This window comes from Acidovorax sp. GW460-11-11-14-LB4 (assembly GCF_059423685.1).
In genome coordinates this window covers 1-26,492 of sequence record NZ_JBWKYJ010000036.1, presented here as the reverse complement: position 1 = coordinate 26,492, position 26,492 = coordinate 1, and the positions used below count along the sequence as shown (strand labels likewise).

Genomic DNA, 26,492 nt, shown 5'->3' with positions numbered 1-26,492 from the left:
GTGTAAAGGGTCAAGGGTGGAAGGGCTCAAGCCACATCACTGATTCATGCGATAGATGGCCGTGACGATGGCGATCTGGTCTTCGTCAAAAGCGCGATCATTGGTCGTGCCGATCTGGTCACGGTTGGAGGCTTGCCACTCCTGCCCCGGCGCATTGGGATTGGTGCCACCAGCGTTGTTCAGCACGCCCTGGCGACGGAAACGGCCTTCACGCTCGTCCGGCTTGCCGTCGATCATTTGATCCAGCGCGCGTGCCAGGTCAGGCGTCAGGCCGGTGATGACCATCACGTTGCCCATGCCATCACCCGCTGCATTCGCGGCTGAGCCATTACCGAGCGGCACGTTCCACTGGAAGCACACCTGGACTTCTTGCGGGTTGCCATTGGTGTCCAGATAGACATAGCGGTCTTCCAGACCTTCCGCACGGCCGGGAGGCATGCGGATACCGGCACGCGTCATCAGGGCGCGCAGGTCAGGATCCGTACCAGCGGTGAATCCTCGCGTCATGCCCTGCCCTGCTGCCGCACGGCAAATGGCGTTGGGCGGGGTGACACCGGTCATGTCGCGGCCAGAGCGTGTACCAGCTGCCAGAAAACGCTCGCCGTTGACCATGTTCTGAGGTGCAGTCTGGTTGTCTCCCAGCACGACGCCCGTGCGCTGGTAATACTGGTTGTACGCCTGCTCCCACTGGTCAATGAACTTGTTCTTGATCTTGGTGTACTCGGCGTTGCGCTGCACATCCTTGCCGATGGCCACGGCACCGATGATGAGACCGATAACTGCCAGCACAACCGCCAGCTCGACCAGCGTGAAACCCTGCTGACGCGTTGATGGCGAGCGGCGGGCCAGGTTCTTGAATACTTGGTTCATGATGTTGTTTTCCTCGCCCTGATTACTGGTTCATCTTGTAGATGGCGGTCAGGGTGATGACCTGCTCTTCGTCACGGGTGTTGCCCGCGCCGGTGGCCGTGGTGGCGCCTGCGCCGCGGCCGAAGGAGTTATTGGCAGACCATTCCACACCAGGCCCATTCGGCGTGCCGTTGGCAATTCCCCGCAGGCGGAAGCGACCTTCTTGCGCGTCAGGCTTGCCATCAATCATCTGGTCCAGCATGCGTGCCAGGTCGGGAGTCAGGCCAGAGATGACCATGACATTGCCCGAGCCCTCGGGTGTCGTGGGTCGGTTCCACTGAAAGCACACCTGGATTTCCTGCGGCGAGCCGTTGGTATCGGTGTAGACATACAGGTCTTCCTGCCCCTCTGCACGACCAGGCGGCATGCGGATGCCTGCGCGCGTCATGTAGGCACGAAGGTCATTCACATTGACCGTAAAAGGAGAGTCTGAGCGCATGGTCCCGGCTTCAGGATTGCGCGAGCAAACGGGGACTGGCTCGGAGCCAACTGCGACCAGTGCAGCCATGTCACCACCCGAAGTGGGAGAACCCGCTGCTGCCACATAAGCAGTCCCGTTCACCATGATGCGGGGCGCCGTCTGGCTATCGCCCACCACCACGCCGGTGCGCTGGTAGTACTGGTTGTACGCCTGCTCCCACTGGTCAATGAACTTGTTCTTGATCTTCGTGTACTCGGCATTGCGCTGCACATCCTTGCCGATGGCCACGGCGCCGATGATCAAGCCGATGACGGCCAGCACAACAGCCAATTCCACCAGGGTAAAACCACCCTGCGTCGCTCGGGAACCGGGAGAACAGTGTGCGCGCCGAGCAGGCAGGACGGAGAAAAGTGATCGCATGATTTCCTCAGGCGTTGAAAGAAGAGTGAGCGCGGAGATTACTAAACGTAACGAAAGTAAACAATTAAAAATTGGCGTCAGCGATCCACGCGTTTTGCATCCCTCAACTGCCTTGCGGCACTGCTGGCAACGCTTGCTTGGTGGCGTCCGACCCGCATCCCATCCATCCATTTTTTTGATATGAATCAATGGCTTACTGCCACTCTTTGTTTAATCACCAACTTCAAAAGATGGTGCGCAAGCATCGCGCAAGTGCCCTCGCTTAGCCATAGTGCGTATGTATTAGTGACACAACAGCAACAAAAACAAACAATTAGTCACCATTTCCAATAGCTCAGAGCTATTGGAAAAATAAGGGTTTTCCTGGCTCGGAAATTGAGGACATTCGGAGCTTGACGCTAGCCTTGGCATGGGGACTGGTCGAGCACAGACAGGTGTACGAAGCCGCTCCGCAACGTAAGCTTGATTCAGCCAACCCAGAAGACTCCGCCGAAGGTCGGGATGGCGGTTATCGCGGCAACCCAACCTTCGGAGGGATACGCGACGAGCGCCCTCCGTCCAGGGCTGCGGCCCGTGCAGCCTAAATCAGAGTCGCATGCGAGTTGTGACCCTTATCAACGCTGTTTCATCGCTTTGATCGCAGGGCTACAGCTTCCATGCGCCGCGACGCGAGCGTTGCTCAGCGCAATGACGTCCACTTCTGCTCACTGGCAGCAGAGGCCAACACCCGCTCGATAAATTGCACCCCACGCGCCCCGTCTTCCACACGCGGGTAGTCGGCGTGCAGCGAGTCGGCCGCCGTGCCGGCCTGCCGCGCGCGGATGTCGGCAGCAACACCCAGGTAGACGTTGGCAAAGGCTTCGATGAACGCCTCGGGGTGCCCCGCAGGGATGCGCCCGGCGCGCCGCGCCGATTCGCACAGCCACGGTGAGCCGCGCGTGAGGATGCGGCGCGGGCCGTCCACCGGCGAATGCACCAGCTGGTTCGGCTCTTCCTGCCGCCAGGTGATGGTGCCCAGCGTGCCGGACACCTGCAGGCGCAGGTCGTTCTCCAGCCCGGCTGCCACTTGCGATGCCACGATGAAGCCGCGCGCGCCGCTGTCGTAGCGCAGCAGCAGCTGGGCGTCGTCGTCCAGCCTGCGCCCGGCGCCAAAGGTGGTGAGGTCGGCGCACACCCAGGCGGGGTGCTGTGCGGTGACGGTGGCGGCCAGGTTTTCGGCGTGTGATCCGATGTCGCCCAGCGTGCCTGCGCTGCCGCTGCGCGCCGGGTCCAGCCGCCAGTCGGCCTGCTTGTTGGCGCCGCCCTCTTCCACGGCTGTGGCCAACCAGCCCTGGTTGTATTCGACGGTGATCTTGCGGAGCAGGCCCAGCGCACCGCTTTGCACCAGGTGGCGCGCCTCGCGCACCATGGGATAGCCGGTGTAGTTGTAGGTCACGCCGAACACGGTGCCGGCTTTCTTCACGGCGGCCACCAGCTCGTCGGCCTGCGCGCGGGTGTGCACCAGCGGCTTGTCGCACACCACATGGAAGCCCGCCTGCACAAACGCCAGCGCCACCGGGTGATGCACATGGTTGGGGGTGACGATGCTCACCAAGTCGATGCGCTCATGCGCCGGGCGGCGCAGTTCGTCGGCCAGCAGGTCCTGCCAGCTGCCGTGGTTGCGGGCGTCCGCCAGGCCCAATTCGGCGCCGGATGCGCGGGCCCGCTCGGGCGATGACGACAGCGCGCCCGCCACCAGTTCAAACTGGCCGTCGAGCGCCATCGCCTTGCGATGCACCGCACCGATGAACGCGCCGTGGCCGCCGCCGACCATGGCGTAGCGGAGCTTTTGGGGACTGGACATACGAAACGCCTTTGCTCGCTGTGTGTTGTTGTTATCGGTTTTATGGACGGAGCGCGGCTAGGCCTGCTTGTCCCGCGCAAACACGGCGTCAAACGCACCCGCCGCCGGCTTGAAATCCAGCCGCTTACAGAACGCCGCGCTCTCCGTGGCGCCGTGCACGCGGTCCATGCGGCTGTCCTCCCACTCCACCGAGAGCGGGCCCTGGTAACCAATGTCGTTGAGCGCAACGATGATGGATTCGAAATCGATCATCCCGCGCCCCACGCTGCGAAAGTCCCAGTTCCGCCGCGCATCGCCAAAGCTGGTGTGGCCGCCGAAGGTGCCCACCGTGCCGTCGCCCTTGCCCCACCACACGTCCTTCATGTGGGCGTTGTAGATGCGGTCGGCAAACTGGCGGATGAACTTGATGTAGTCCACGCCCTGGTAGGCCAGGTGGCTGGGGTCGTAGTTGAAGCCGAAGCGCTTGTTGCCGCCCACGGCTGCAATCGCGCGCTCGGCCGAGGCGATGTCGAACGCGATCTCGGTGGGGTGCACCTCCAGCGCGAAGTTGATGTCGTGCGCTTCGAACACATCGAGGATGGGGCCGAAGCGCTTGGCGAAATCAGCAAAGCCCTTGTCCCAGTACGCCTGCGTCGTGGGAGGGAACGCATAGATCGAATGCCACACCGACGAGCCGGTGAAGCCCGTCACCGTCTTCACGCCAAACTTCGCGGCAGCGCGCGCCGTGTCTGCCAGCTCGCTAGAAGCGCGCTGGCGCACACCCTCGGGCTCGCCATCGCCCCACACATGGGGCGGCAGGATGGACTGGTGGCGCTCGTCGATCAGGTCACACACTGCCTGGCCCACCAGGTGGTTGCCGATGGCAAAACACTGCAGGCCGTGCTGGGCCAGCAGTGCGTGTTTGTCTTTGACGTACTGGGGCGACGACAGCGCCTCCTGCACGTTGAAATGGTCGCCCCAGCAGGCCAGCTCCAGGCCGTCGTAGCCCATGCTTTTGGCCAGGGGCGCGAGTTGCGCCAAAGGCAGGTCGGCCCACTGGCCGGTGAAGAGGGTGACGGGTCTTGGCATGGCGGCTCCAAGGGGCGGGGGTTGCAGATGCATGGCGGCAAGCAGCTATTATTTCGATAGCTGCTTGCGCTTTATGAATAGGCGCTAGCTGCCTATTTGGTTCAAAAAAACCATCAGAATGGAGAGTCGGGGAAGTAGAAGTCCTTCGCCGTTTCCTTGGTGATCAGCACCGACGGAATGATGGTGTTGGCGGGCAGCTTTTCGCCCTTGATCCGCGCCTCGGCCGTGAGCTTGATCGAGTCGTAGATGAACTTGGGGCTGTACGACACGTTGGCCTGGATGAGCGGGTTGCTGCCGTCCATCAGCGTCTTGATCATGCCCTTGGCACCCGCGCCGCCGAACACCAGCTTGATGTCCTTGCGCTTGGCCTGCTCGATGGCCTTGAGCACGCCCACGGCCATGTCGTCGTCGGCGGCCCACACAGCGTCGATCTGCGGAAAGCGCGTCAGGTAGTCCTGCATCACCTTGAAGGCGTCGTCGCGGTTCCAGTTGGCGTACTTGGCGTCCAGCAGCTTGATGCCGGGGTGGTTCTTCAGCACGCTGTTGAACGCGTCCATGCGCTCGTTGTCCAGCGTGGTCGCAATGCCGCGCATGGCCACCACGTTGCCCTTGCCACCCAGCGCTTTGGCGATGTACTCGGCCGGAATCTTTCCGAACGCGGTGTTGTCACCGGCCACATACGCGTCCTGCGCGCTGGTGTCGGTCAGGCCGCGGTCCACCACCGTCACGTACACACCCTTGGCCTTGACCTGGGCCACGGGCTTGGTCAGCGCAGCCGATTCAAACGGGAAGATGACCAGTGCATTGATCTTGTTGACCGTGACCAGATCCTGCAGCTGGTTGGCCTGCTCGGGCGCGCCACCTGCTGTCTTGACGATCACCTGCAGGCCGGGGTGCGCCTTCTCCAGGTCTTTCTTGGCCTGGTTGGCCCAGTACACGATGCCGCCGGTAAAGCCGTGCGTGGCCGAGGGAATGGCCACGCCCACCACCGTCTTGTTGGCCTGCGCCATCGCGGGGGCGGCCAATGCGAAGGCGGCGGCGCCCACGGCCGTGAGGGCCAGGCGGCGGGTGAAAGAAAGTTGGCTGTTCATGCGTTGTCTCCTGTTGCTTTGGAATATGGCCAAGAAAGCTGGCCGGCTGGGGAACACGAAAGTCAAACGACCTACCGAGAAAACCAATCCAGAAAATCCATCACCGTTTTCCGCGCTGCATGAACGCTACGGCAATGATCACGAAGCCCTGCACCGCCGCATTCAGGTACACGCTGATGATGCTGGTGAGGTTGAGGATGTTGCTGATGACCGAGAGCAGGATGGCGCCCACCACCGTGCCGGTGATGCTGCCCGCCCCGCCCTTCAACACCGTGCCGCCCACGATGACGGCGGCAATCGCCTCCAGCTCCCACAGAAGCCCAGTGGTGGGCGATGCGGAGCCCAGGCGCGGCACATAGAGCAGCGTGGCAATGCCCACGCACACGCCCAGCAGCATGTACGTGAGGATCTTGATCTTGTGCACATCCACCGCCGCGTACTGCGCCACCTGCTCGTTGGAGCCGATGGCCTGCACATAGCGGCCATAGGCCGTGCGGTTCAGGATGACGCCCCCGACCACTGCCACCAGCAGGAAGATCCACACGGGGATCGGCACGCCCAGCAGATTGGCGTAGTACACCGGGCTGTAGATGTCCGACAGATCGTTCTCCAGCGTGATGGCCCCGCCGTTCGAAAAGTACGTGAGGTACGCGCGGAAGATGCCCAGCGTGCCCAGCGTCACGATGAAGGGCTCGATGCGCCCCTTGGTGATGAGCAGGCCGTGCACCAGCCCGAATACCGCGCCCAGCACCACCGCCAGCAGCATGCCTACCACCACGGCCGCCATCGGCGAGCCCAGCACGGGGGCCATCGCGTTCATGAACAAGATGACCGAGCCTGCGATCAGCGCCGCCATCGACCCCACAGACAGGTCGATGCCGCCCGAGATGATGACGAAGCACATGCCCACCGCGATGATGCCGATGAAGGCCGTGCGCGTGAGCACATTCATCACGTTGTCGTAGGTGGCGAAGTTGCTGTTGAGCAGCGTGCCCGCAATGCACAGCAGCACCAGGCCGATGACCGGGCCCAGGCCGTGCAGCTTGCCCCACCAGGCACTGACACCGGTGGCTCCCGCCGCAGTGGCTGCAGCGTGGCGGGAGCCGCCTGCCTGCGGGGCTGCGGCGTTTTCCGCCGGAACGTTAACGGGTGCCTGTGGCATGGGCGATCAACTCCTCTTCGGTCAAATCTGGCGCTTGCAGCGTGGTCTGCAGCCGCCCGGCGCGCATCACCGCCACGCGGTGGCACAGGCCGATCAGCTCCATCAATTCAGACGAAATCACCACCACCGCAAGCCCCTGCTCTGCCAGGCGCTGCACCAGGTGATAAATCTCGCGCTTGGCGCCCACGTCCACGCCGCGCGTGGGCTCGTCGAGCACCACCACGCTGGGGCCGGGGTGCAGCACCTTGGCCAGCGCCAGCTTTTGCTGGTTGCCGCCCGAAAGCGACGACGCGCGCACATCGATTGAGCCTGTGCGGATGCCGAACTCTTGCACCGCATCCCGCAGCGCTGCCTGCTCGGCGGCCGGGTCGAGCCAGGGCTTGGCATAGCGCTCCAGCGCCATCAGCGTCAGGTTGGGCCGCAGGCCAAAGTGCACATGCAGGCCCTTGCCCTTGCGGTCTTCGCTCAGATAGGTCAGGCCATGGCGCGCCGCATCGCGCGGGCTTTTGAGCTGTACGGGCTTGCCAGCAATCTCCACCGTGCCAGCAGTGCGGGGGCGCAGGCCCAGCAGGCCTTCAAACAGCTCCGTACGCCCAGCGCCCACCAGCCCGGCAAAGCCCAGAATCTCGCCGCGCCGCACCTCAAAGTCCACGCCTTCGGCCCAGCCCGGCACCGTGAGGCCGCGCACCTGGATGGCCGGTGCAGCACCCTCCGGCGCAGGCAGCTTGGGCGGGAACAAATCCGCCAGCTCGCGGCCCACCATCAGGTTGGCCATCTGCCGCCGCGTCACGCTGGCTGTGGGCTCGCGCGCCACCAGCAGGCCGTCGCGCATCACCACCACCTCGTCGGTGGTGCGCTCCACTTCGTCAAGCTTGTGCGATATGTAGATGATGGTCACGCCCGCCGCCTTGAGCCCCGCCATCAGCGCAAACAGGCGCTCCGTCTCGCCCGGGGTCAGCGTGGCGGTGGGCTCGTCCATGATGAGCAGGCGCGCATTGCGGGCCAGCGCGCGGGCAATCTCCACCAGCTGCTTTTCGGCCACGATGAGCTTCTTCACGCGCGTGTCGGGGTCCAGCGGCAGACCCACCTGCGCCAAGGCAGCGCGCGTCTTCTCGCGCATCGCCTTGTCGTCGAGGAAGAGTCCTTTACGGATCTCGTGCCCCAAGAAGATGTTCTGCGCAATCGTCAGGTCGTCCGCCAGATTGAACTCTTGGTGGATGAGCACAATGCCCTGCGCCTCGGCCGCGCGCGATCCGCCACCCGGGGCGCGCACCGCGCCGTCCACCACCACCTCGCCAGTGATCGGGCTCTCGTAGCCCGCCAGAATCTTCATCAGCGTGGACTTGCCCGCGCCGTTCTCGCCCAGCAGGCCATAGACGCGGCCCGGCTGCAGCGCAAAGTCCACCCCGTGCAGCACGCGCACGGGGCCGAACTCTTTGGTGACGTTGCGAAAGGCGACGGCCACACTCATCGCACAGCCCCTGCGCTAACGCCCGAACCCGTCACTGAGCCCGCGCGCGACAGGCTCTCTTGCATCGCCAGCACCCCCGCACCCACCACACCGGCATCGTCGGCCAGCGGCGCGTATTGAATCTCCAGGTGCCGCGTCGACAGCGCCAGCGACCGGTGGTACACGCTCTGCCGCACCGACGCCAGGAACAGCGGCCCCATGTCCGTCACCCGCCCTGCAATGAACACATGCGACGGGTTGAAGAAGTTGACGATGGACGCCAGCATCTGCCCCACCAGGCTGCCCGCGCGCTGGATGATCGCGTTGGCCGCCACATCGCCCGCCCGGCTGGCCTGGGCCACGTCCTCGGTGGTCAGCGTGCCGGTGGCCTGCAGGCGCTCGGCCAGCATCGCGCTCTCGCCACGCTCCACGGCCTCCATCGCCATGCGCGCCATGGCGGGTGCGGCGGCCATCGCCTCCACACAGCCCTGGTTGCCGCAGTGGCAGCGCGGCCCGCTCTGGTCCACGCAGATGTGGCCCACGTCACCGGCCGACCCGTTGGCGCCCCGGTAAACCTGCCCGTGGCACACAATGCCGCAGCCAATGCCCGTTCCCACCTTGATCACCAAAAAGTTGGGCAGATTGCGCTGCAGCCGCCACAGCTCGCCCAGCGCCATCAGGTTCACGTCGTTGTCCACAAACACCGGCGCGGCAAACGCCTCGCGCAGGTAGTCGCGGATCGAGAAGCCGTCCCAGTCGGGCATCAGCGGCGGGTTGACGAGCTGGCCGCTTTCAAAATCCACCGGCCCCGGCACGCCCATGCCAATGGCAATCACCTGGTTCGGTGCCAGCCCGCAGCGCGCCAGCAGCTCCCGCATCAGCCCCCGCACCCGCGCCAGAATCACGCCCGGCCCCTGGCGCACATCAATGGGCTCGCGGTGCCGCGCCAGCACCGTCATGTCGGGCCGCATCACCGCGATTTGCATGCTGGTGGCGCCCAGGTCGGCGCCGATGACCACGCCCAGGGTTTCGCTCAATCGAAGGGTTTCGGCCCGCCGGCCGCCAGAAGATTCCTGCAGGCCCACCTCATCGAGCAGGCCTTCGTCCAGCAACGCCGCCACCATGGCGTTGGCCTTGCTCTTGGAATAGGCCAGGCGCTGCGCCAGCGCATTGCGCGACGCGCCTGCGGACCAGAAGATGGTCTGCAAGACGTCCAGGTCTTCGGTGCCGCAGTGACTCCAGCGGGTGGATGGCAAGGCTTGTCTCCTGTCATGTTCTTGTGCAGCACCTCATGGGGGTGGGTGCTTGACAGGGATGCTATGCGGCCTACTTTGGCCGGGCAAGACTTAACTTTGACCTAAATTGGATCAAACAAGATAGCGCGACGCCGACTGCGATGCATTTAGCCAAGCGTTACCGCAGCCACTGTTGATTATTATTTTAGTTACTCGCACAAGTCCGAGCTATAGTCTCAAACAACTCTGGCACGACTGTCAGCGCTCATGACCAAAAACTCCATATTGACACCTAATGGCGATAACAACTGAATTTCTTCATTTAGCGCTGCTCGGCCAAAACTATTTACCTGCCCAGCGCAGGTTTAGGGAAGAGCTACCACCTCTATTTGACTCTAAATCTCTGACACCAGCAGCGGCTACACCGCTTCTTAGCTTGAAACCCAAGCCTAAAATGCGCGGTTTTGATGCTGTGGAATACAGGGCCACCAAGTTCAACTCAGTATCTCGATCATACACAATTCCCCACCCAATAGCGTATGCTCAACTGACGAAGTGCATTGTCGACAACTGGAATTTAATAGAACCATTCCAATTATCTCACGTCAGCATGATTAGGCCGAGACAGCATGCGGATGGGCGTATAATTATTATGGATTATGAAAAATTCGCATCTCGCGCCTCGCGAGTACGCAAACTTGCATTCAACAAGCGATATGCAGTGCGAACTGACATCACTTCCTGTTTCGCGAGCATTTATACACATGCCATTCCATGGGCGGCAGTTGGTATTGCGAAAGCGAAAGCAAGCACCAAAGAGGGCTGGTTCAATGAACTAGACTTTCATACTAGACGATGTGTACGCGATGAAACTCAAGGCATTCCGATTGGGCCAGGGACTTCAAACATCATTGCCGAAATTATTCTCTCTGTTGTAGATGAAAAACTAGCACCGGAGTTTAACTTTGTCCGCGGTAGCACCAAAAATGGAATGTCCCGATTCATCGACGACTATACCTTTTACTGCGATTCTTTTGACGAGGGTGAACGCTTCATTAGGCGTCTTGATGAAGAGCTGGGCACATTCAAAATGCGTCTAAACCCAAGAAAGACATCGATAATTAGTCCCGTAATGCCGTTCGGAGATCGCTGGGCGTCTGAACTGGCCCTCAGGCTACCATTCGGCATCCCGTTGGATCCGTACAGATGCACTAATTATCTTGAGTTTGCATCCTCTCTTGCAAACCAATTCCCCGAAGGGAGTGTTCTCAAGTATGCGGCGAGCGCCTTAGTAAGAGGCGACTTAACCGCCTCTGCGCAAGCAGCCACGCTAGATTACCTCCTTCTACTCTCCGTCACCAATCCAGTTTTACTCCCTCTACTTGAAAAATTGTTCGACTCGACCATGTCTCATGGAGCGATCATGTTTCCAGAGAGAATTTTAGCCATACTGAAGGACGGCGCAGTACGACATCGTTCTGATGCAATGGCATGGACACTGCATTACACGAAAAAGTACAACATTGCAATTCCAGATTTCATTGCCGACGAAATAATTGGCACGAATGATTGCATGGGAATTCTTTGTCTTTTTTTAACGGAACAACATCTGCCTAAAATTCTAGAATGGACTAAATCTCTAGACAAAGGTGATGCTTATTTATTAGACAGATATTGGATACTACTCTACCAGCTGTATTTGAGCGGGCATATAAAAAGTGATTTCTGCTCAGTCCCTGACGCTTTTGAAGCACTAAAAGAAGGGAACGTTACTTTTATTTGTTAATTTCAAATTCATAGTTTCCCACCCGAGTCGGAATACCGAATCATCTAGTCGGTGGAGCCGGAACACGCTCATCCGCGAGCTTCCCCCTAAACGCAAACCCCATGTAAAACATCCGCAACACGCTAAACCCAGCCCCCGCAAAACAGCCGCACCCTCCTTCGGGCGAGCAAAGCCAACTCCGCGGCCACCTTGTCCCGTGCTTTGGCGGGATGCTCCGGCGGCGCGCACCCAGCTCCAGCCGACGCCAACACGCGGTGGTGGAGCATGAGGGATAGGCTCTTATTTTTATAGCTATTAGCGCTTTACCAATAAGCGCTATAGCCTGTTTTCACACCCATTTCTGTGCATCTTGGGCTTGCCTGCACTGTATGAAGTGCCCCGCCCGGCTTGTCTCCCGCACGGCCCTAGCAAAGATCTCGCGGCACCACACCCACCGCTTCGCACCATTTGCGATAGTCCGCCCGCCGATCAGCCGTAGTGATCCGCTGCAGCACCGTGTGATGCGGCCCCAGGTACTCCACGCTCCCCTTGACCACCACATGCACCAGCAGCTCTTCGGTGCCCGTCGCCTCCCACCAGTCCACATTGCCGGCGGGCTCGTGGATGTAGTCGCCCGGCCTCACCACGCGGCCATCGTTCAGGCGGCGCTCGCCCGCCAGCGTGAGGGCGTGCACTTCGCCCGTGTGGCGGTGCAGGCCCAGGCGCGTGCCGGGTGACAGGCGCATCAGTTCCACCCACCCAGCGTCGTCGGGCAAAAACTGGATGGGCAGGGACCACTTGCCTTCGCCTTCAGGAATCCAGTCCGCCAGGCCCGCGCGCTCCAGCGTCTGGGCCACGATCACGTCAGCACGGTGGTTGTTCGTTGTCGTCATCGTCATGTCGGTGCTCCTGGGTAAGTAGCTATTGGTTGATGGCTTGCTTGATTGCTTGATTGCCCGCTCATTGCTCGGGGTGCTGGTGGCGGTATTCCTGCGTGCGGCCGCCAAAGCCGTACGCGGTGGCGCGCACGTCCTGCACGTAGACATAGCTTTCGGGGTGCAGCGCACCCAGCAGGCCCTCAAAGGCTGCGAACGCCTCGGCGATGTAGCGCGCCTTTTCGGCCTTGGTGTTGGTCTCGTCCACCACCTTGACGTCGAAGTAGAAGCTCGACTGTTTCAGGTCGGCCAGCGAACGGCCGGCGACGTACCAGTCGGCGGGGTCGACAAAGGTGATGACCACGGCGGTCAGGTCGCGCCGCTTGCCGAGCACGCGGGTGGTCAGGTCCAGCAGGGTTTCTGCAATGCGGGCAGACAGTTCGGGCGTGCGTTGGGCAGACACTTTGACGTTGAGGATGGGCATGGAGGACTCCTGTTGAATGCGTTGGGTTGAAGGAGCCTTCACTGTAGAAATTGCGCCCCGCCACGGAAACCGCCGGTGGCGATAATGGCTTTTGCTCCGCACGCAAAGGCGCGCACCATGAAACAAGAACCCCGCTCCTTCCTCCCCGACCCGACCGACCTGCGGTGGCTGGTGCGGTCGCTCGACCTGCGCTCGTTTTCTGCGGCGGCGCGCGAAATGGATGTGGCGGTGTCGGTGGTCGCGCGCGGTGTGGACCGGCTGGAGGCAGGCTACGGCGTGCGTTTGCTGCGCCGGTCCACGCACGGCCTGTCGGCCACGCCCGAGGGCGCAGAACTGGCGCAGGAAGCGCGTGCCTTGCTGGCGCAGCTGGAGGACATTGGGGCATCGCTGTCGGACCAGCGCAGCCGCGTAGCGGGCACCTTGCGCCTGGCCTCCAGCCAGGAGATTTGCGAGGCGCTGGTGCTGCCCCACCTGGCGGACCTGCAGCCGCGCTACCCCGCGCTGCGGGTGGAGCTGCTGGCCGATGACCGTGTGGCCGACTTGGTGACGGAGGGCATCGACGTGGCGCTGCGCACCACCGTGGGCCACAGCGATCTGGTGGTGGCGCGCGAGCTGGGCCGGTTTGAGCGGCGCCTGTACGCGGCCCCGGAGTATCTGCGCCTGCACGGCACGCCCGCCGAGCCTAGCGAACTGCAGCAGCACCACACCGTGACGCACACGGCGCAGGGGCCGGCGGTGACCTGGGCCTTTCGCAATGCACAAGGCAAGCCACTGGAGGTGACCGTGCGCTCGCGCCTGGCCGCCAGCAGTTCAGCCCTGGTGCACCACGCGCTGGTGGGCGGCGCGGGGATCGGCATGCTGTCCTGCCCGCTCGCGGCGGCCGATGCGGCGCAAGGCCGGTTGGTGGAGGTGCTGGCGCCTTTTGCGTCCGGCACCGTGCACACGCTGTACGCGGTGTCGTCACCGGGCCGGCGCAATGCGGCCAGGGTGAAGGCGGTGATTGATTTTTTGGTGAAGGCGTCGAAGGACCGGTGGGCGCTGGCGCCTGTGCGTTGAGGGCGTTTTATGCACCACCGGCTGGCTGGCCGGAGGCTGCTGACCCCAGCTGCAAGACAGCCTGGGGGTGAGCAAGGTGCGGGCATGCGGGTCCAATGAGCTGGCCCGCGCTCATTGCTCGCTAGCAGGCCGATGCCACCCAGCCCCTGAATGCAAAGCCCATGTAAAACATCTGCACATCGCTGAATCCGGCCTCGCGAAGGATCGCTTCATCTTCCTGCGGCGTCAGCACCGCCAGCTCTGCCGCAATCTTGTCTCGCGCCCTGGCCGCATGCTCCGGCGGCACACCGGACGCCACCTGAAACGCGGCGTAGCGTGACAGCCATAGGTCGCGCTCCCCTGCCCCGCCCTCACCGCCTGGGCCTGCGCCATCCGCCACGCTCAGATGCGCCACCACCAGCGGCGCCCCAGGCTTGAGCCGCCCCCGGATCTCCGCCGCCATGGCCGCACGCTCCTCACGCGGCACAAAATGAAAGGTCAGCAGGCACGTCGCGCCATCGAACGGCCCGGCCGGTGCGCTCTGCACATAGCCGTGGTGTAGCGCCACGCGGTCGCCGAGCACGCCCGCGCTTTGCAGCCGCTGCGCCGCCAAGTCCAGCATGGGCTGGCTGGGGTCCACGCCGTCGAACCGCCAGCCGGGGTGCGCCCGCGCCATGTCTTCCAGCTCCAGCCCGCCACCTGCGCCCACCACCAGCACGCGGCCGTGAGCGGGCACGCGCTCGGCCAGCAGGATGCGGGACATGCGCAGCAGGCTGTCGTAGCCGGGCACGTTGCGGCGGGGGCCTTCGGCGTAGCGGGCGACGGCGGCGGGGTCGGTGAAGGGGGATGCGGTGGGATGGGTCATGGTGTGGTTTGGTGTGCGGTGGGTGCGACGGTTGGCGATGGGCTGGGTCCGCCGGTTTGCCAAGTCCGCGCAGGGTTTCGGCAGGCTCAACCCGAACGGTTGGGATGGGCAACGTGTCACAGAAATCAAGCCAAATTGGCCTCTAGCGCTTATCCATCAAGCGCTAGCAGCTATCAATTCAGTAGTTATTTGTTCGTACCCAAGCACTGTTCCTGGTTGCATGCTAGCATCACGCAACTTTAAATGTTGCATGAAACGAGATAGCCGACTTTCCAATGTTCTCCACGCGCTGCTGCACATGGCAGAGATGGAGGGGCCCGCCACCTCTGAGGCGATGGCGCAGGCCATGCAGACCAACCCGGTGGTGGTGCGCCGCCTGATGGCGGGGCTGCGGTATGCGGGGTTTGTCTCGTCGGCCAAGGGGCATGGCGGGGGGTGGGTGCTGTCGTGCCCGCTGGCGGACATCACGCTGCGCGACATCTACGAGGCACTGGGCGCGCCCACGCTGCTGGCGGTGGGTAACAGGGTGGAGAGCCCCGGCTGCATCGTCGAGCAGGCGGTGAACCGCGCGCTGACCGATGCCTACCAGGCGGCCGAAGAGGCGCTGCTGGCGCGACTGGGTGCGGTGACGCTGGCACAGCTGTCGGCCGAGTTTCATGAACGCATGGTGGCCGGGTGCCACGGTCACAAAGAGATTGAGCATGGCGAGAGCAGCAATGACAACCACCCAGGCGTATGAGGTGATCGTGATAGGCGGCAGCTTTGCCGGCCTGTCGGCCGCAATGCAGCTGGCGCGGGCCCGGCGGCGCGTCTGCGTGGTGGACGCAGGCCAGCCGCGCAACCGGTTTGCGGCAGCGTCGCACGGCTTCTTCGGGCAAGACGGCGAGCCGCCGCTGGCAATGATCGAGCAGGCGCGGTGCAAGCTGGCGGCCTACCCCACGGTGGGTTTTGTGCAGGGCACGGTGGTATCGGCCACGGCGCAGCAACGGGCGGGGTCACCCGAGAACGGGTTTGAAGTGGTGCTGGACAACGGCACGCACATGGAGGCGCACAAGCTGGTGCTGGCGTTTGGCGTGCAAGACGGCTTGCCTGAGATTGCCCGCCTGCGCGAACGCTGGGGCGCATCGGTTTTGCACTGCCCGTATTGCCATGGTTATGAATTTGCGGGCCAGCGGCTGGGCGTGCTGTACCACTCGACAGGCTCGGCCATGCACGCGCAGTTGATTGCCGACTGGGGCCCGACCACCCTCTTCCTGAATGGCGACACCACGCTGGAAAGCGCCGACCGCGAGCGGCTGCTGGCGCTGGGCATCACCATCGAGCCCGCGCCCATCGCCGCGCTGGAAGGCCCGGGCCAGGCGCTGCAGGGCGTGCGGCTGCAGGCCACAGGCGGCGGCGACGCACGTGTGGTGCCACTAGCTGCGCTGTATGTGGCCGCCAGCACCCGCCCCGCCAGCCCGCTGGCCGAGCAACTGGGCTGCGCGTTCGATGATGGGGCCATGGGCCCTTACCTCCGCACCGATGCCAACAAGATGACCACCGTGCCCGGCGTGTATGCCGCTGGCGACCTGACGCTGATGCGGCACAACGCCACGCTGGCCTCGGCCGAAGGGGTGCTGGCGGGCGTGGGGGCGCACCAGGCGCTGGTGTTTGGGGTGTGACCCTGCTTGCCGGGTGCGCGCAGGGTGTGACTGGGGGACTCAACACGCGGCGCACGGACCAACGGTTGACGCAGCCCGCAGCGGGCACCTACACTGCCCTATCGCGTCCGGCCCCTTGGGCCTGAGCGATCCGCAAAGCCCTCCACCACCGTTGAGGGCTTTTCTTTTTGGTCCATCGCATTGAAGGCTCTCCCTGCTTGCAGAGAGGGCTTTTTGCATTTTTGGAGCCTTTATCTCATGCACACCGCTTCAACCCACACCACCCCCGCAGCCGTTGCAGGCACCGCCCCCCGCATCCACCTGGTCATCGGCCCGGTGGGTGCGGGCAAGTCCACCTTTGTGCGCCAGCTGGTGCAGCAGCACCGCGCCGTGCCGCTGAACCTGGACGACTGGATGGCCACGCTGTTTTCGGCCGACCGGCCCGATGCGGCGGACGTCATGGCCTGGTATGTGCCACGCACGCTGCGTTGCTTGGCACAGATCTGGAAGACGGCCGAGGCCGTGCTGCACGCGGGTGGCGATGTGGTGCTGGAGGTGGGCCTGATCCAACAGCACCAGCGCGATGCGTTTTACGCCCGCATGGGGCCATGGGCCGATGCCATGGTGGTGTATGTGCTGGATGCCCCGCGCGAGGTGCGGCGCGAGCGTGTGTTGCGGCGCAACGCTGAACAGGGCGCAACGTTTTCGATGGTGGTGCCGCCGCACATCTTTGAGCTGGCCAGTGACCTGTGGCAGCCACCGGACGAAGTGGAGTGCGCGAACCACACCGTGGTGTGGGTGCCCGTGGCGGACCACGGGGCTTGAAGACATGGCGCAGGCCTGGCTGCGATTTGCAGTGCGGGCAACGGTGCAGCCCGAGCCGCACCGTCCCAGCCGCGCCGCTCAGGCCTGGGCCACCTGCTGCAGCAATGTGTCGAAGTTGCCGTGCAGGGCCTGGCTGCCCAGCACACGGCGGCGGCCGGTGGCGGCGTCGCCCACTGCCAGTTGTGGCACGCCTTGTGCGCCCAGGGCTTGCATGTCGGCACGGGCGGCGGCCACGCGCTGCAGCATGGCGGCGCGCAGGGCGTCGGTGGGTTCGCGCACCAGCGCTGCAGCAGCATGCAGGCCCAGGGCGCTCAGCACATCGGCCAGCACGGTGGGCGCCGTGGTGTCGCGCCCGTCCACATACCGTGCGTGCTGCAAGGCGTGCAGTGCCTCCAGCTCACGCGCGGGCTCGGTCTGGGCCACGGCGGTGAGGGCCAGCGTGGCAGGGCCCGAGTCAAAACGCCCGGCCGGCTGGCCCAGCACCTGCTCGCGATAGGCCTGGCTGAACGGCTGGCCGGTGAGCTGCGCGATGCGCTGGTCGTTGGACCAGGCGTAGGCGGCAAATTGCGCGTCCATGGGCCGGGCGCCTGCGCCTGCAAACAAGCCCGTGGGTGCCAGCACCACCTGCACGCCGGGCGTGGCTTGCAAGCGGGCCAGCACGGGTGCGGCGGCGTAGCACCAGCCGCACAGGGGGTCGAACAGGTACGTCACGGTGACGGTGGGCGTGGAGGGCATGGATCAGGGTCTCTCTTCAGAATCTTCAGAATCGGACAGCGTGGAGGCGGCTGGCGCCCCTGGGGGCGCAGCCTGGGCAAGCTGGGTAAGGTGTGCGGCCAGTGCGGCCTCAAACGCTGCGATTTCTTCGGCCAGTGTGCCCCGGCTGCGGAAATGGCGGGCGGCGCGGTCGTACCAGTTTTCGGCGTCTTCCAGGTCGCCCTCTTGCAGGTGCAGGATGCCGTGCAGCCAGGCGCCGAGCATCGTGCCGTCGTGCTGCACCAGATCGTGCGCTGCGTTCCAGCGCCCGGCGTGCAGGTGCTGCAGGACCTGGTGAAGGGGGTGGGCGGTGGTCACGATCTGGTTCCTTTCAACAACTTGCTTTGACAGCTTTCAGCACGTCATCTCACCACTTCATCTCGCCCTTGTTGACCTTGGCGCCGATGTCCAGCGACAGGCCCATGGGCGCTGCGGGGTAGGCCTTTTTCATCGCGTCGATGAGTTCGGCGCTGGTCTTGGTGGCGGCGGCGTTCTTCTCAAACGCTTGCAGGTAGCCCTTGGTGTAGCTGATGTTGGCGGCATCCAGCGCGCCACCGGCGGGCATGTGGCCGGGCACCACCACGGTGGGCTGCAGGGCGGCCATTTCGTCGAGCTGGGCCACCCAGGCGCTGCGCTCGGCCACCGTTTGCGTATCGGCCGTCCACACATGGGTGTTGGTGCCAAACACGCCGATGGTGCCCACCACGGCCTTGATGGACGGAATCCACGCATACGGGCGGTGCGCCAGCAGGCCGGTGGTGCCGCGGATCTCGACCGTCTGGCCGTCCACGCTCAGCGTGTTGCCAGCAATCGCCTTGGGCAGCACGGGCGTGCGCGGTGCGTTGGCGCCCATCTTGGGGCCCCAGAAGGCGAGCTTGCCAGCCAGCTTGGCGTTGATCTTCTCCAGCACGGCGGGCGTGGTCACCACGTCGGCCTTGGGGAAAATTTCTTTCAGCGTCTCGACGCCAAAGTAGTAGTCAGGGTCGGCCTGGCTCACGTAGATGGTCTTGAGTTCTTTGCCGGTGTCGAGCACGTTGGCGGCAATGCGCAGCGCGTCGGCACGGGTAAAGCCGGCGTCGATGACCATGGCTTCCTTCTCGCCATAGACCAGCGTGGAGTTGACGTTGAAGCTGTTGCCGTCGGCGTTGTAGACCTTGACCTGCAGCGGCTGGGCGGCCTGGGCGCCGGTGAAGGCAACGGCGAGGGTGGCGGCGATGAGGGTGGTGCGGAACATGGTGGTTTCTCCGGTGTGTTGAGCGGTGGTGCAGATGACGGAATGAAGTTTATTTGCGCCAATCGATCCAATAAACGCGATAATTCGCGCATATTTGTTTCACCAATCGATCAAATAACCCCTTATGGACCGCCTGACCGCCATGCATGTGTTTGCCGAAGTTGCCACCAGCGGCAGCTTCAGCGCCACGGCCGACAAACTGGAGATGTCGCGGGCCATGGTCACGCGCTACGTGGGCGAGATGGAGCAGTGGCTGCAGGCCCGCCTGCTGCAGCGCACCACCCGCAGCGTGACGCTGACCGACGCGGGCGAACACGCGCTGCGCCGCTGCCAGCAGATGCTGGCGCTGTCGCAAGACCTGGAAGAAGAAACCGCCACCACCACCGAGGGCGCATTGCGCGGGCAGCTGCGGCTGACCTGCAGCGTCTCGTTTGCGTTTGCGCAGATGGGTGCGGCGATTGCGGACTTTCTGGCGCAACACCCGCAGCTCAAGATCGACCTAGACGCGAGCGAAGGATCGTTGAACCTGGTGGAAAAGCGCATCGACCTGGCCATCCGCATCAGCGCCGAGCCCGACCCGTTGCTCATCGGCCGGCCGCTGGCGAGGTGTGATTCGGCCCTGGTGGCATCCCCCGCCTACCTGGCCGCCCACGGCGTGCCGCAGCAACCTGCCGACCTGGCGCAGCACCGGTGCCTGAGCTACGCCAACTTTGGCAAAAGCGTGTGGCAGCTGACGCGCGGCGAGGTGGAGGAGCGTGTAGGCGTGAGCGGCCATTTCAGCGCCAACGAGGCCACCACGCTGATGCGCGCCGCGCTGGCGGGCGGCGGCATTGCGATGCAGCCGACGTATCTGGTCAACCCCTACCTGCACAGCGGCGAGCTGCAGGCCGTGTTGCCGGGCTGGGACTTGCCGGTGATGACGATCTATGCGCTGTACCCGTCGCGCCGGCACTTGTCGCCTGCGGTGCGGGCGTTGCTGGATTTTTTGGTGGCCCGGTTTGCGGGGGTGCCGTGGTGAGGGCGGCAGAACGGCCAGCAACCGCTACGGTTTTGATAGCTACTTAGACATATTCCACTGGCGCATCAGGCCACTTGGGCTAAAAAAATGCCCCCAACCCTCTTGCGAGAGGGTTTAGGGGCCTGCAGGGGACAGCACGGCACGGGACCGTGCGGGTCGTCACGTCACCTCAGTGCAGCACGGCTGCGGCCTTGGCGCGCGCAATCTGCAGGTCCGCATCGCGCGGCAGCAGCAGGCGCTGGGCCACCAGGTCGTTGGCGGCCTGCGTCACCGCAGCAACATAGCCATCCTGCGTGCCATACAGCTCTTCCAGCGAGGGGCGTGCATCGCCCGCCGCCAGCCGCGCGGCGCGCGTCTTGTGGAAGGGGATGAAGCTGCCTGTGAGGTTGGCCAGGTCGGTGATGCCGGGCGTGGCCACGTAGTTGAACTCAATGCTGGTGCCCAGCGGCGCACGCGCCTCCACGCTGCGGATGCCAGCGCGGGTGAGGCCCGTGGAGGCATCGACCTGCGGCACCAGGATGGCGTAGTCGCGGCCCAGGTTGCGCGGTGGCAGCACGGTGGCAATGCCAGCCTCGTCCTGCGGGATGTACTGCGGGCCAAAGTCGAACAGCGGGAAGTTGTTGTACAGGCCCCGGTAGCTGAAGTCCGGGATGGGTGTCTGCACGCCGCCCACCGCCCAGGTCAGCCCCTTCATGGCCGGGAAGGCCAGCGCCTCGGGCCGCACCAGCGTGCCGTCGGCCAGCTTGGGCACCTGGCTGGCGGGCGGCAACGTGCCGCGCACCACCCAGTCTTCGAGGTTCAGGAACAGCGCGCGGAAGGTGTCGTTGAACTGCACCACCGTGCCCGTGGGGTACGTGGCGCGCGTGGGTGCATAGGCAATGCTGGCGGTGCCCCCTGCCCCGCCGTGCTGGGTGCTGGCGTAGTAGTAGATGCGGGCGTTGTCGGGCTGCGCCAGGTCCTTGGTGCCGTTGGCGTCGGTCAGCACGGGCGAGCCCTGCAGCTGCCAGAACTCTGTGCCCGACAGGCCCAGGAAGAACTTGGGGCAGGTGCTGGTGGCAGCGCAGCGCTTCATCACGCCGCCCTGGCGGCCGCTGATGTCGTCCTGGTAATCCTTGTCCAGCCCGCGCGGTGCCGTCTGGCCGAAGGCGGTGTGGTCGGTACGCAGGCCACCGCCGCCACCGGGCACGGCAAAGCGGGTGTTGATGTTGGTTTGGCGCGCCGCCACGTGGGCGTACATGCCGTCAAACACCTTGCCGCCGTCCAGCGCCTGGTTGAAGCCCAGGTGCAGGAAGGTCTTCATGGCATTGCCTGACTGCGAGGTTCCCTGCCCCAGCGTGTGCGTGATGCGACCTGCGAGCGGGTTGGGGGTGCCGGTGGAATCGGCCGCCTTGCTGCGAAAGAAGCTCACGGTGTCGCGCAGCGCAGCCAAGCCCACGCCCATCACCTTGGGGTCTTTGGCGACATAGACCAGCTCGTACAGATAGGCCGGGTCAAACCCGCCCTTCAGGCACACGCTGGTGGGGCTGGGCGTGCCGGGGAAGGCGTTGGTGCCCGTGTCGCAGGTGGCGAACTTCCAGTCGCTGGCGGGCACGGGCACGCGTGCATCCGTCTCGTTGGCACGGCGCGTGAGCGAGTAGCCGGGCTGGGTGTTGTCCAGGCTGGCGGGTTCGTACGGAATCATGGTGCCGTTGAACACGCCGCCGGGCAGCGTCATTGCGGGGCTGGCGGCGGTGGGCACCAGCTCGGCGCGGTAGGGGCCGGTGATGCTGCTGCCGTCCTTGTTCTTGGCCACGGGCACCGTCACCGTCAGGCGCGCGGCGGTGCTCTTGGGCACATCGCCCTGCCAGGCCGAATACAGCATCACATAGCCGCGCTCCAGGTACACCGCATCGCTGGGCGTGGCCGTGGGGTTGAGCATGGTGAGGATGTTGCCGCGATTGGGTGCGTCGTAGCGCAGCACGCCGCTGGCCTTGGCCATGTTCTTGGGCTTGAGCATGACGAAGTCGGCCTGGTACTCGACCATGCCGTTGGCATTGGTGGGCGCCAGGGCCAGGTCCTGGATGACGGCGTTCTTGGGGTCCTTGGGGTCCACCTCGCCGCTGATGGTGCCGGTCACGCGCTCATATTCGCCCACGTCGCCATAGGTGCCCGGGAAGGCCTCGGTGGCGGTGATGGCCAGCTTGAGCGCGGGGCCCTTGGGCGCATCGTTGCTGGAGCCCCCGCAGGCCGTGATGGCGGCTGCAGCGGCGGCCGTGAGCGCGAGTTTTCCGAATGCACGAAGAGGTTTCATGGTGTCTGTCTCCTTGGATGGATGGTGGTGCGGGCCGCTGGAACGGCTCTGGAACAAAAACGGCAGCGTCTGTTGCGCTGCGCGCGGGCAAGGCTTCGCCCAGACCTGCCAGCAAAGGCAGGCTGCGAGAAGCGCGAAAGGGGTTGAGACGGCCCGGCGGATGGGCCAGTGGCTTATTCGGCCTCGATACCTGCGGCCTTGATCACCTTGCCCCACTTCTGGGTTTCGGCGGCCTGGAACTTGGCGAGTTCATCGGGCGTGGTGGTCCAGGCTTCCGAGCCGGCGTTGTCATAGAAGCTCTTGGCCGCAGCGCTCTTGGTGGCGGCCGTGAGCAGCTCGTTCAGGCGCGCCACCACCGGCGCGGGCGTGCCTGCTGGCACGTAGGCCGCGAACCAGTAGCCCATGTCGTAGCCCTTCACGCCGGCTTCGTCGATGGTGGGCACGTCGGGCAGCTGGGTGCTGCGCTTTTGCGTGGAGTAGCCCAGGGCGCGCAGCTTGCCCGCCTTGACCTGGGGCACGCCGGTGGAGGTGTCGGTGATCATCAGGTCGATCTGCCCGCCCAGCAGGTCGGTGATGGCCAGCGGATTGCTCTTGTAGGGCACGTGCAGGATGTCCACGGCCGCCAGCTGCTTGAGCATTTCGCCCGCCATGCGGCTCGATGAGCTGCCGCTGCCAAAGCTGAGCTTGCCGGGGTTCTTCTTGGCAAAGGCCAGCAGCTCGCCCACGTTTTTGTAGGGTGCGCTGGCGTTGACCACCAGCACCTGCCCCCCTTTGCCCAGGCCGGTGACGGGGGCGAAGTCCTTCACCGGGTCGTACGAGAGCTTTTTGTACAGGTGCTCGTTGGCGGCGTGTGTGGTGTTGGTGGTGATGAGCACGCTGTAGCCATCGGCCGCTGACTTGGCCACGGCCGACGCGGCGATCATGCCGCTGGCGCCCGCCTTGTTGTCGATGACCACGGGCTGCTTGGTGTCGTTGGTGATGGACTGCCCCAGCGCGCGCGCCAGCTGGTCGGTGGCGCTGCCTGCGGCAAAGGGCACGACAAAGGTGATGGCCTTGGCCGGGTAAGCACTGGCGGCCTGGGCCAGGGCGGCGGGGGCGTGCAGTGTGCCCAGCGCCAGTACGGCAGCAGCGGCGAGCAGAGCGCGGCGGGGGGATGAAGGGGTCATTTTGTCTCCTGGTGTTGGTATGGATGGAAAAGCGAAATGGAAGGTCTAGGCCGTGGGGCCGCCGAAGTGCGGCGCCAGATCGGCGGGCACGGTGATAGGCATATCGAGCAGCAAATAGCTCAGGGCCTTGCCGTGGCTGTCGAGGTTGAGTGAATCGTTTACACCGCCGTCAAGCACATCGTCCAGCACGATGTTCATGGCCTGCAGCTGGGGCAGCAGGTAGCGGGTGACCTGGCGCGGGCGGCGCTGCGCAAACTGCTGTGCCACGGCGGCTTCGGTAACCTGATCGACCAGCACATCCCACAGCGCGGGGTGCCAGGCGATGACGCTGATGTTGGAGCGGTTGCCTTTGTCGCCGGTGCGGCTGTGGGCCAAGCGATACAAAGGAACAGTCACAGTGTGGTGTGTTGTGGTCATAGTTTGAGTCCTCAATCCACCATCTCAAAACGCACGGCCACGGCATCGCGCGGCACCAGGCACGACACGGTGCCCAGGCGGGGCCGCATGGCGGTGCGCACGCCGCCGCCGCCTGCGGGGCCGCAGGTGTAGAGCGCGGTCACCTCGCGCACCAGGCGCTGGGCGATGGCGTGGTCGCGGTGCTGCAGGGCCACGCGCAGGCGCACATCGCGGGTGTCATTGTGGGCATCGCCCGCTGCGGGGTCGTCCAGCCAGCGGCTGGTGTCGTCGCCAAAGATGCTGGTCACGCCGATCAGGTCGATGCGCAGCGGGCCCAGGCCCTGCAGGCGCTCGCGCAGCACCTCGCCCGCCAGGCGGGCACGGGCCTCTGCGCGCGGGCCGGCGTAGGAGATTTCGCCCTCGGCAAACCAGCCCGATTCAAAACACACGTTGACCTTGAGCGTGGCGGGCCGCGCGTGGCCCTGCACACCCTCCAGCCGCACCGCGTCAGCGCCCACCGTGGTCACGCGGGCGGTGGTGATGTCGGCCACCACATCGGGCGTGAGGTACGCCGCCGGGTCGTGCAGCTCGTACAGCAGCTGTTCCTTCAACGTGCGCTCGGTAATGCAGCCCCCAGTGCCCGGGGGCTTGGTGATGGTGCAGTGGCCGTCGGCGTCGATCTCGGCGATGGGGTAGCCCAGTTGCGCCAGGCCCGCCACGTCTTTGTAGCCAGGGTCGGCAAAGTAGCCGCCCGTGACCTGTGCGCCGCATTCCAGCAGATGCCCGGCCATGGTGGCGCGCGCCAGCCGGTCCCAATCGTCCAGCGCCCAGCTGTAGTGCGCGAGCGCTGGGCCCAGCACCAGCGAAGGGTCGGCCACACGGCCGCAGACCACGATCTCGGCGCCTGCGCGCAGCGCGTCGGCAATGGCCTGCGCGCCGATGTAGGCGTTGGCGCTGACGATGGGCTCGATGGGCATCGCGCTGCCCAGCGCGCCCTGCAGCAGCGCACGGTGTTCAGGGCCGCTCAGGTCGTCGCCTTGCAGCACGGCAATGCGCGGGCGGGCCAGGCCCAGCTCGGCCGCCAGCGCGTGGATGCGGCGCGCGGCACCGTGCGGGTTGGCCGCGCCAAAGTTGCTGACGATGCGCACACCGTGCGCCAGGCACTGCGCCAGCACGGGGCGCAGCAGGTCCACCAGCAGGGGTTCATACCCCGCATCGGGGTCGGTGCGGCGCGCCAGCTGGGCGAGCGCCAGCGTGCGCTCGGCCAGGGTCTCGAAGATGAGCACCGCAGGCTGGCCGCTGGCGATGAGCGCCTGCACCACGGGCAGGGCCGCGTCGGTGCGGTCGCCCGAGAAGCCGGCGGCGCAGCCCACCAGCAGGTTGGTTTTTTGGTCGTTCGGCATGAATCCGTTGTCTCCTGACCGTGAATGTAGGAACATGGCTGTATTCTGTGAAATCGATTGTTACGATGAATCCATCTGAAAATCAGATGAATCACACCCACCCCGCATGAGCGCCCCCCACCTCTCCAGCCGCCAGCTCGATGCCTTCCTCGCGCTGGCCGAGCAGCGCAGCTTTACGCGCGCCGCCACGTTGTGCCATTTGTCGCAGCCCGCGTTCAGCGCGCTGATCCGCGCGCTGGAGGACGACCTGGGCCTGCGGCTGTTCGACCGCAGCACGCGGCATGTGGACCTCACGCCCGAGGGGCAGAACTTTCTGGAGTCGGCCCGCCGCATCCGCGCCGAAATCACCAGCGCCCTGGCCGCCGTGCGCAGTGCCGCCACGCTGCAGCGCGGGCGTGTGGCCGTGGCGCTGCTGCCGTCACTGGCGGCGGGCTGGCTGCCGGGCGTGCTGGCGCAGTACCGCACCGCTCACCCAGGCATCGAGATCGACATTGCCGATGTGCTGTCCGAGCCCTGCATCGACCGCGTGGCCAGCGGCCATGCCGACTTTGCACTGGCCGCGATCCGCGCCGACACGCCCGCGCTGCAGGCCGAGCCGTTTTGCAGCGACGACTTCTACCTGGTGTGCCCGGCCGACCACCCATTGGCGCGCAGGCGCAAGGCCATCACCGCGCAGGACCTGGCCGCCTGGCCCTTCATCCACCTTGCGCGCACCAGCAGCGTGCGCCAGTACCTGGAGGCCGCCCTGCACCCGCAGGCCATGCACACGCTGATGGAGGTGGAGCAGCTCGCCACCGTGATGGGCATGGTGCGCGCGAGGCTGGGCATCAGCGTGGTGCCAGCGCTCACGCTGTTCCACTTTGACCAGCCGGGGCTGGTGACGCGGCCGCTGTCGCTGCCGGGGCTGACGCGGCAGATCTACCTGGTGCGGCGGCGGGACGAGAGCTTGTCGGTGGCGGCGCAGGCGCTGTATGCGCTGGTGATGGCGCAGCGGCCTTGATTGGCGCAGCGATAAAGCTACATATTTGATAGCTTAAAGCGCTCAATAGACGCGCGGTGAAGGCCGTTTTTGCTTCAAAAAAACTAGCCCATCAGATCGAACTGGCCCCGGTGTTCAAACCGCCCACCCACCACTTGCCCCACC

At 64.7% G+C, this 26,492-nt stretch carries 25 protein-coding genes; 7 read left to right on the top strand and 18 right to left on the bottom strand.

The genetic code is table 11. The annotated features are described in order from the left end of the window. Window positions 1-36 precede the first annotated feature (36 nt). The 8 genes from AC07X4_RS14140 to AC07X4_RS14105 all read right to left on the bottom strand — a co-directional run bounded on the left by AC07X4_RS14140 (window position 37) and on the right by AC07X4_RS14105 (window position 9,620). A complete protein-coding gene (locus AC07X4_RS14140; RefSeq protein ID WP_494740421.1) occupies window positions 37-870 on the bottom strand; it encodes a type II secretion system protein in 834 nt (277 codons plus the stop codon). A 22-nt stretch (window positions 871-892) separates the two neighbouring features. Further along, on the bottom strand, window positions 893-1,750 hold the full coding sequence (locus tag AC07X4_RS14135) for a type II secretion system protein (protein WP_099730542.1): 858 nt from the start codon (window positions 1,748-1,750) through the stop codon (window positions 893-895). A gap of 679 nt (window positions 1,751-2,429) precedes the next feature. Then, the gene (locus AC07X4_RS14130; RefSeq protein ID WP_494740420.1) at window positions 2,430-3,593 is read right to left on the bottom strand and encodes a Gfo/Idh/MocA family protein; all 1,164 of its coding nucleotides are present in this window, start codon (window positions 3,591-3,593) and stop codon (window positions 2,430-2,432) included. A 57-nt stretch (window positions 3,594-3,650) separates the two neighbouring features. Beyond that, window positions 3,651-4,661 (bottom strand): sugar phosphate isomerase/epimerase family protein, encoded by a 1,011-nt coding sequence (locus tag AC07X4_RS14125; RefSeq protein ID WP_494740419.1) that lies wholly within the window; start codon window positions 4,659-4,661, stop codon window positions 3,651-3,653. A 113-nt stretch (window positions 4,662-4,774) separates the two neighbouring features. Next, complete coding sequence (locus AC07X4_RS14120) at window positions 4,775-5,752, bottom strand: substrate-binding domain-containing protein (RefSeq protein WP_056063953.1); 978 nt, start codon at window positions 5,750-5,752, stop codon at window positions 4,775-4,777. 100 nt (window positions 5,753-5,852) lie between these two features. Continuing rightward, window positions 5,853-6,914, bottom strand: a complete 1,062-nt coding sequence (locus AC07X4_RS14115) for an ABC transporter permease (RefSeq protein ID WP_171012153.1) — start codon at window positions 6,912-6,914, stop codon at window positions 5,853-5,855. Continuing rightward, a complete protein-coding gene (locus tag AC07X4_RS14110) occupies window positions 6,895-8,385 on the bottom strand; it encodes a sugar ABC transporter ATP-binding protein (RefSeq protein WP_494740418.1) in 1,491 nt (496 codons plus the stop codon). The genes AC07X4_RS14115 and AC07X4_RS14110 overlap by 20 nt, the downstream gene beginning before the upstream one ends. Next, window positions 8,382-9,620, bottom strand: coding sequence for an ROK family transcriptional regulator (locus tag AC07X4_RS14105; protein WP_494740417.1), 1,239 nt, complete (start codon window positions 9,618-9,620; stop codon window positions 8,382-8,384). The genes AC07X4_RS14110 and AC07X4_RS14105 overlap by 4 nt, the downstream gene beginning before the upstream one ends. Window positions 9,621-9,894: 274 nt before the next feature. Between AC07X4_RS14105 and drt4 the strand changes: the two genes are divergently transcribed. Next, window positions 9,895-11,385: an antiviral reverse transcriptase Drt4 gene (gene drt4 / locus AC07X4_RS14100; protein ID WP_494740416.1), complete on the top strand. Its 1,491-nt coding sequence runs from the start codon at window positions 9,895-9,897 to the stop codon at window positions 11,383-11,385. A 404-nt stretch (window positions 11,386-11,789) separates the two neighbouring features. Here drt4 and AC07X4_RS14095 read toward each other — a convergent pair whose 3' ends face one another. After that, the gene (locus tag AC07X4_RS14095; RefSeq protein WP_494740415.1) at window positions 11,790-12,263 is read right to left on the bottom strand and encodes a cupin domain-containing protein; all 474 of its coding nucleotides are present in this window, start codon (window positions 12,261-12,263) and stop codon (window positions 11,790-11,792) included. A 61-nt stretch (window positions 12,264-12,324) separates the two neighbouring features. Beyond that, a complete protein-coding gene (locus tag AC07X4_RS14090) occupies window positions 12,325-12,723 on the bottom strand; it encodes a tautomerase family protein (protein ID WP_056063965.1) in 399 nt (132 codons plus the stop codon). A 117-nt stretch (window positions 12,724-12,840) separates the two neighbouring features. Between AC07X4_RS14090 and AC07X4_RS14085 the strand changes: the two genes are divergently transcribed. Further along, the gene (locus AC07X4_RS14085) at window positions 12,841-13,779 is read left to right on the top strand and encodes a LysR family transcriptional regulator (RefSeq protein ID WP_494740414.1); all 939 of its coding nucleotides are present in this window, start codon (window positions 12,841-12,843) and stop codon (window positions 13,777-13,779) included. Between the two features lie 121 nt (window positions 13,780-13,900). Here the strand turns inward: AC07X4_RS14085 and AC07X4_RS14080 are convergent, their stop codons facing one another. After that, a complete protein-coding gene (locus AC07X4_RS14080) occupies window positions 13,901-14,623 on the bottom strand; it encodes a class I SAM-dependent methyltransferase (RefSeq protein ID WP_494740413.1) in 723 nt (240 codons plus the stop codon). A 250-nt stretch (window positions 14,624-14,873) separates the two neighbouring features. Between AC07X4_RS14080 and AC07X4_RS14075 the strand changes: the two genes are divergently transcribed. From AC07X4_RS14075 to AC07X4_RS14065, 3 genes are all read left to right on the top strand, one after another. Then, complete coding sequence (locus AC07X4_RS14075; protein WP_494740412.1) at window positions 14,874-15,362, top strand: Rrf2 family transcriptional regulator; 489 nt, start codon at window positions 14,874-14,876, stop codon at window positions 15,360-15,362. Beyond that, window positions 15,340-16,284 carry an NAD(P)/FAD-dependent oxidoreductase gene (locus AC07X4_RS14070; protein ID WP_494740411.1) on the top strand — a complete coding sequence of 315 codons (945 nt, stop codon included), beginning with the start codon at window positions 15,340-15,342 and terminating at the stop codon, window positions 16,282-16,284. Before AC07X4_RS14075 ends, AC07X4_RS14070 begins: the two co-directional genes overlap by 23 nt. Before the next feature lie 237 nt (window positions 16,285-16,521). After that, window positions 16,522-17,088: a P-loop nucleotide/nucleoside kinase family protein gene (locus AC07X4_RS14065; RefSeq protein ID WP_494740410.1), complete on the top strand. Its 567-nt coding sequence runs from the start codon at window positions 16,522-16,524 to the stop codon at window positions 17,086-17,088. 78 nt (window positions 17,089-17,166) lie between these two features. Here AC07X4_RS14065 and AC07X4_RS14060 read toward each other — a convergent pair whose 3' ends face one another. The 3 genes from AC07X4_RS14060 to AC07X4_RS14050 are packed head-to-tail and all read right to left on the bottom strand — an operon-like array spanning window position 17,167 to window position 19,075. Further along, window positions 17,167-17,823: a DsbA family protein gene (locus AC07X4_RS14060; RefSeq protein WP_494740409.1), complete on the bottom strand. Its 657-nt coding sequence runs from the start codon at window positions 17,821-17,823 to the stop codon at window positions 17,167-17,169. A 3-nt stretch (window positions 17,824-17,826) separates the two neighbouring features. Next, window positions 17,827-18,162 (bottom strand): hypothetical protein, encoded by a 336-nt coding sequence (locus AC07X4_RS14055; RefSeq protein ID WP_494740431.1) that lies wholly within the window; start codon window positions 18,160-18,162, stop codon window positions 17,827-17,829. A gap of 46 nt (window positions 18,163-18,208) precedes the next feature. Then, the gene (locus AC07X4_RS14050; RefSeq protein ID WP_228894821.1) at window positions 18,209-19,075 is read right to left on the bottom strand and encodes an MBL fold metallo-hydrolase; all 867 of its coding nucleotides are present in this window, start codon (window positions 19,073-19,075) and stop codon (window positions 18,209-18,211) included. Between the two features lie 124 nt (window positions 19,076-19,199). On the opposite strand from AC07X4_RS14050, the gene AC07X4_RS14045 reads away from it, so the two are divergent. Beyond that, a complete protein-coding gene (locus AC07X4_RS14045; RefSeq protein WP_494740408.1) occupies window positions 19,200-20,093 on the top strand; it encodes a LysR family transcriptional regulator in 894 nt (297 codons plus the stop codon). Window positions 20,094-20,262: 169 nt separating this feature from the next. Here the strand turns inward: AC07X4_RS14045 and AC07X4_RS14040 are convergent, their stop codons facing one another. From AC07X4_RS14040 to AC07X4_RS14025, 4 genes are all read right to left on the bottom strand, one after another. Continuing rightward, window positions 20,263-22,383, bottom strand: coding sequence for an alpha/beta hydrolase domain-containing protein (locus tag AC07X4_RS14040; RefSeq protein WP_494740407.1), 2,121 nt, complete (start codon window positions 22,381-22,383; stop codon window positions 20,263-20,265). A gap of 173 nt (window positions 22,384-22,556) precedes the next feature. Continuing rightward, complete coding sequence (locus AC07X4_RS14035) at window positions 22,557-23,549, bottom strand: Bug family tripartite tricarboxylate transporter substrate binding protein (RefSeq protein WP_494740406.1); 993 nt, start codon at window positions 23,547-23,549, stop codon at window positions 22,557-22,559. Window positions 23,550-23,594: 45 nt separating this feature from the next. Further along, window positions 23,595-23,966, bottom strand: a complete 372-nt coding sequence (locus AC07X4_RS14030) for an AtuA-related protein (protein ID WP_440596966.1) — start codon at window positions 23,964-23,966, stop codon at window positions 23,595-23,597. Window positions 23,967-23,977: 11 nt separating this feature from the next. Continuing rightward, window positions 23,978-25,348 (bottom strand): acyclic terpene utilization AtuA family protein, encoded by a 1,371-nt coding sequence (locus AC07X4_RS14025; protein WP_494740405.1) that lies wholly within the window; start codon window positions 25,346-25,348, stop codon window positions 23,978-23,980. Between the two features lie 106 nt (window positions 25,349-25,454). On the opposite strand from AC07X4_RS14025, the gene AC07X4_RS14020 reads away from it, so the two are divergent. Further along, window positions 25,455-26,348, top strand: a complete 894-nt coding sequence (locus AC07X4_RS14020) for a LysR family transcriptional regulator (protein WP_494740404.1) — start codon at window positions 25,455-25,457, stop codon at window positions 26,346-26,348. Window positions 26,349-26,492 lie beyond the last annotated feature (144 nt).

Coding starts and splice junctions, on each gene's coding strand:
- AC07X4_RS14140 (WP_494740421.1), bottom strand. CDS start 870: ATGAACCAAGTATTCAAGAACCTGGCCCGCCGCTCGCCATCAACGCGT.
- AC07X4_RS14135 (WP_099730542.1), bottom strand. CDS start 1,750: ATGCGATCACTTTTCTCCGTCCTGCCTGCTCGGCGCGCACACTGTTCT.
- AC07X4_RS14130 (WP_494740420.1), bottom strand. CDS start 3,593: ATGTCCAGTCCCCAAAAGCTCCGCTACGCCATGGTCGGCGGCGGCCAC.
- AC07X4_RS14125 (WP_494740419.1), bottom strand. CDS start 4,661: ATGCCAAGACCCGTCACCCTCTTCACCGGCCAGTGGGCCGACCTGCCT.
- AC07X4_RS14120 (WP_056063953.1), bottom strand. CDS start 5,752: ATGAACAGCCAACTTTCTTTCACCCGCCGCCTGGCCCTCACGGCCGTG.
- AC07X4_RS14115 (WP_171012153.1), bottom strand. CDS start 6,914: ATGCCACAGGCACCCGTTAACGTTCCGGCGGAAAACGCCGCAGCCCCG.
- AC07X4_RS14110 (WP_494740418.1), bottom strand. CDS start 8,385: ATGAGTGTGGCCGTCGCCTTTCGCAACGTCACCAAAGAGTTCGGCCCC.
- drt4 (WP_494740416.1), top strand. CDS start 9,895: ATGGCGATAACAACTGAATTTCTTCATTTAGCGCTGCTCGGCCAAAAC.
- AC07X4_RS14095 (WP_494740415.1), bottom strand. CDS start 12,263: ATGACGATGACGACAACGAACAACCACCGTGCTGACGTGATCGTGGCC.
- AC07X4_RS14090 (WP_056063965.1), bottom strand. CDS start 12,723: ATGCCCATCCTCAACGTCAAAGTGTCTGCCCAACGCACGCCCGAACTG.
- AC07X4_RS14085 (WP_494740414.1), top strand. CDS start 12,841: ATGAAACAAGAACCCCGCTCCTTCCTCCCCGACCCGACCGACCTGCGG.
- AC07X4_RS14080 (WP_494740413.1), bottom strand. CDS start 14,623: ATGACCCATCCCACCGCATCCCCCTTCACCGACCCCGCCGCCGTCGCC.
- AC07X4_RS14075 (WP_494740412.1), top strand. CDS start 14,874: ATGAAACGAGATAGCCGACTTTCCAATGTTCTCCACGCGCTGCTGCAC.
- AC07X4_RS14070 (WP_494740411.1), top strand. CDS start 15,340: ATGACAACCACCCAGGCGTATGAGGTGATCGTGATAGGCGGCAGCTTT.
- AC07X4_RS14065 (WP_494740410.1), top strand. CDS start 16,522: ATGCACACCGCTTCAACCCACACCACCCCCGCAGCCGTTGCAGGCACC.
- AC07X4_RS14060 (WP_494740409.1), bottom strand. CDS start 17,823: ATGCCCTCCACGCCCACCGTCACCGTGACGTACCTGTTCGACCCCCTG.
- AC07X4_RS14050 (WP_228894821.1), bottom strand. CDS start 19,075: ATGTTCCGCACCACCCTCATCGCCGCCACCCTCGCCGTTGCCTTCACC.
- AC07X4_RS14045 (WP_494740408.1), top strand. CDS start 19,200: ATGGACCGCCTGACCGCCATGCATGTGTTTGCCGAAGTTGCCACCAGC.
- AC07X4_RS14040 (WP_494740407.1), bottom strand. CDS start 22,383: ATGAAACCTCTTCGTGCATTCGGAAAACTCGCGCTCACGGCCGCCGCT.
- AC07X4_RS14035 (WP_494740406.1), bottom strand. CDS start 23,549: ATGACCCCTTCATCCCCCCGCCGCGCTCTGCTCGCCGCTGCTGCCGTA.
- AC07X4_RS14030 (WP_440596966.1), bottom strand. CDS start 23,966: ATGACCACAACACACCACACTGTGACTGTTCCTTTGTATCGCTTGGCC.
- AC07X4_RS14025 (WP_494740405.1), bottom strand. CDS start 25,348: ATGCCGAACGACCAAAAAACCAACCTGCTGGTGGGCTGCGCCGCCGGC.
- AC07X4_RS14020 (WP_494740404.1), top strand. CDS start 25,455: ATGAGCGCCCCCCACCTCTCCAGCCGCCAGCTCGATGCCTTCCTCGCG.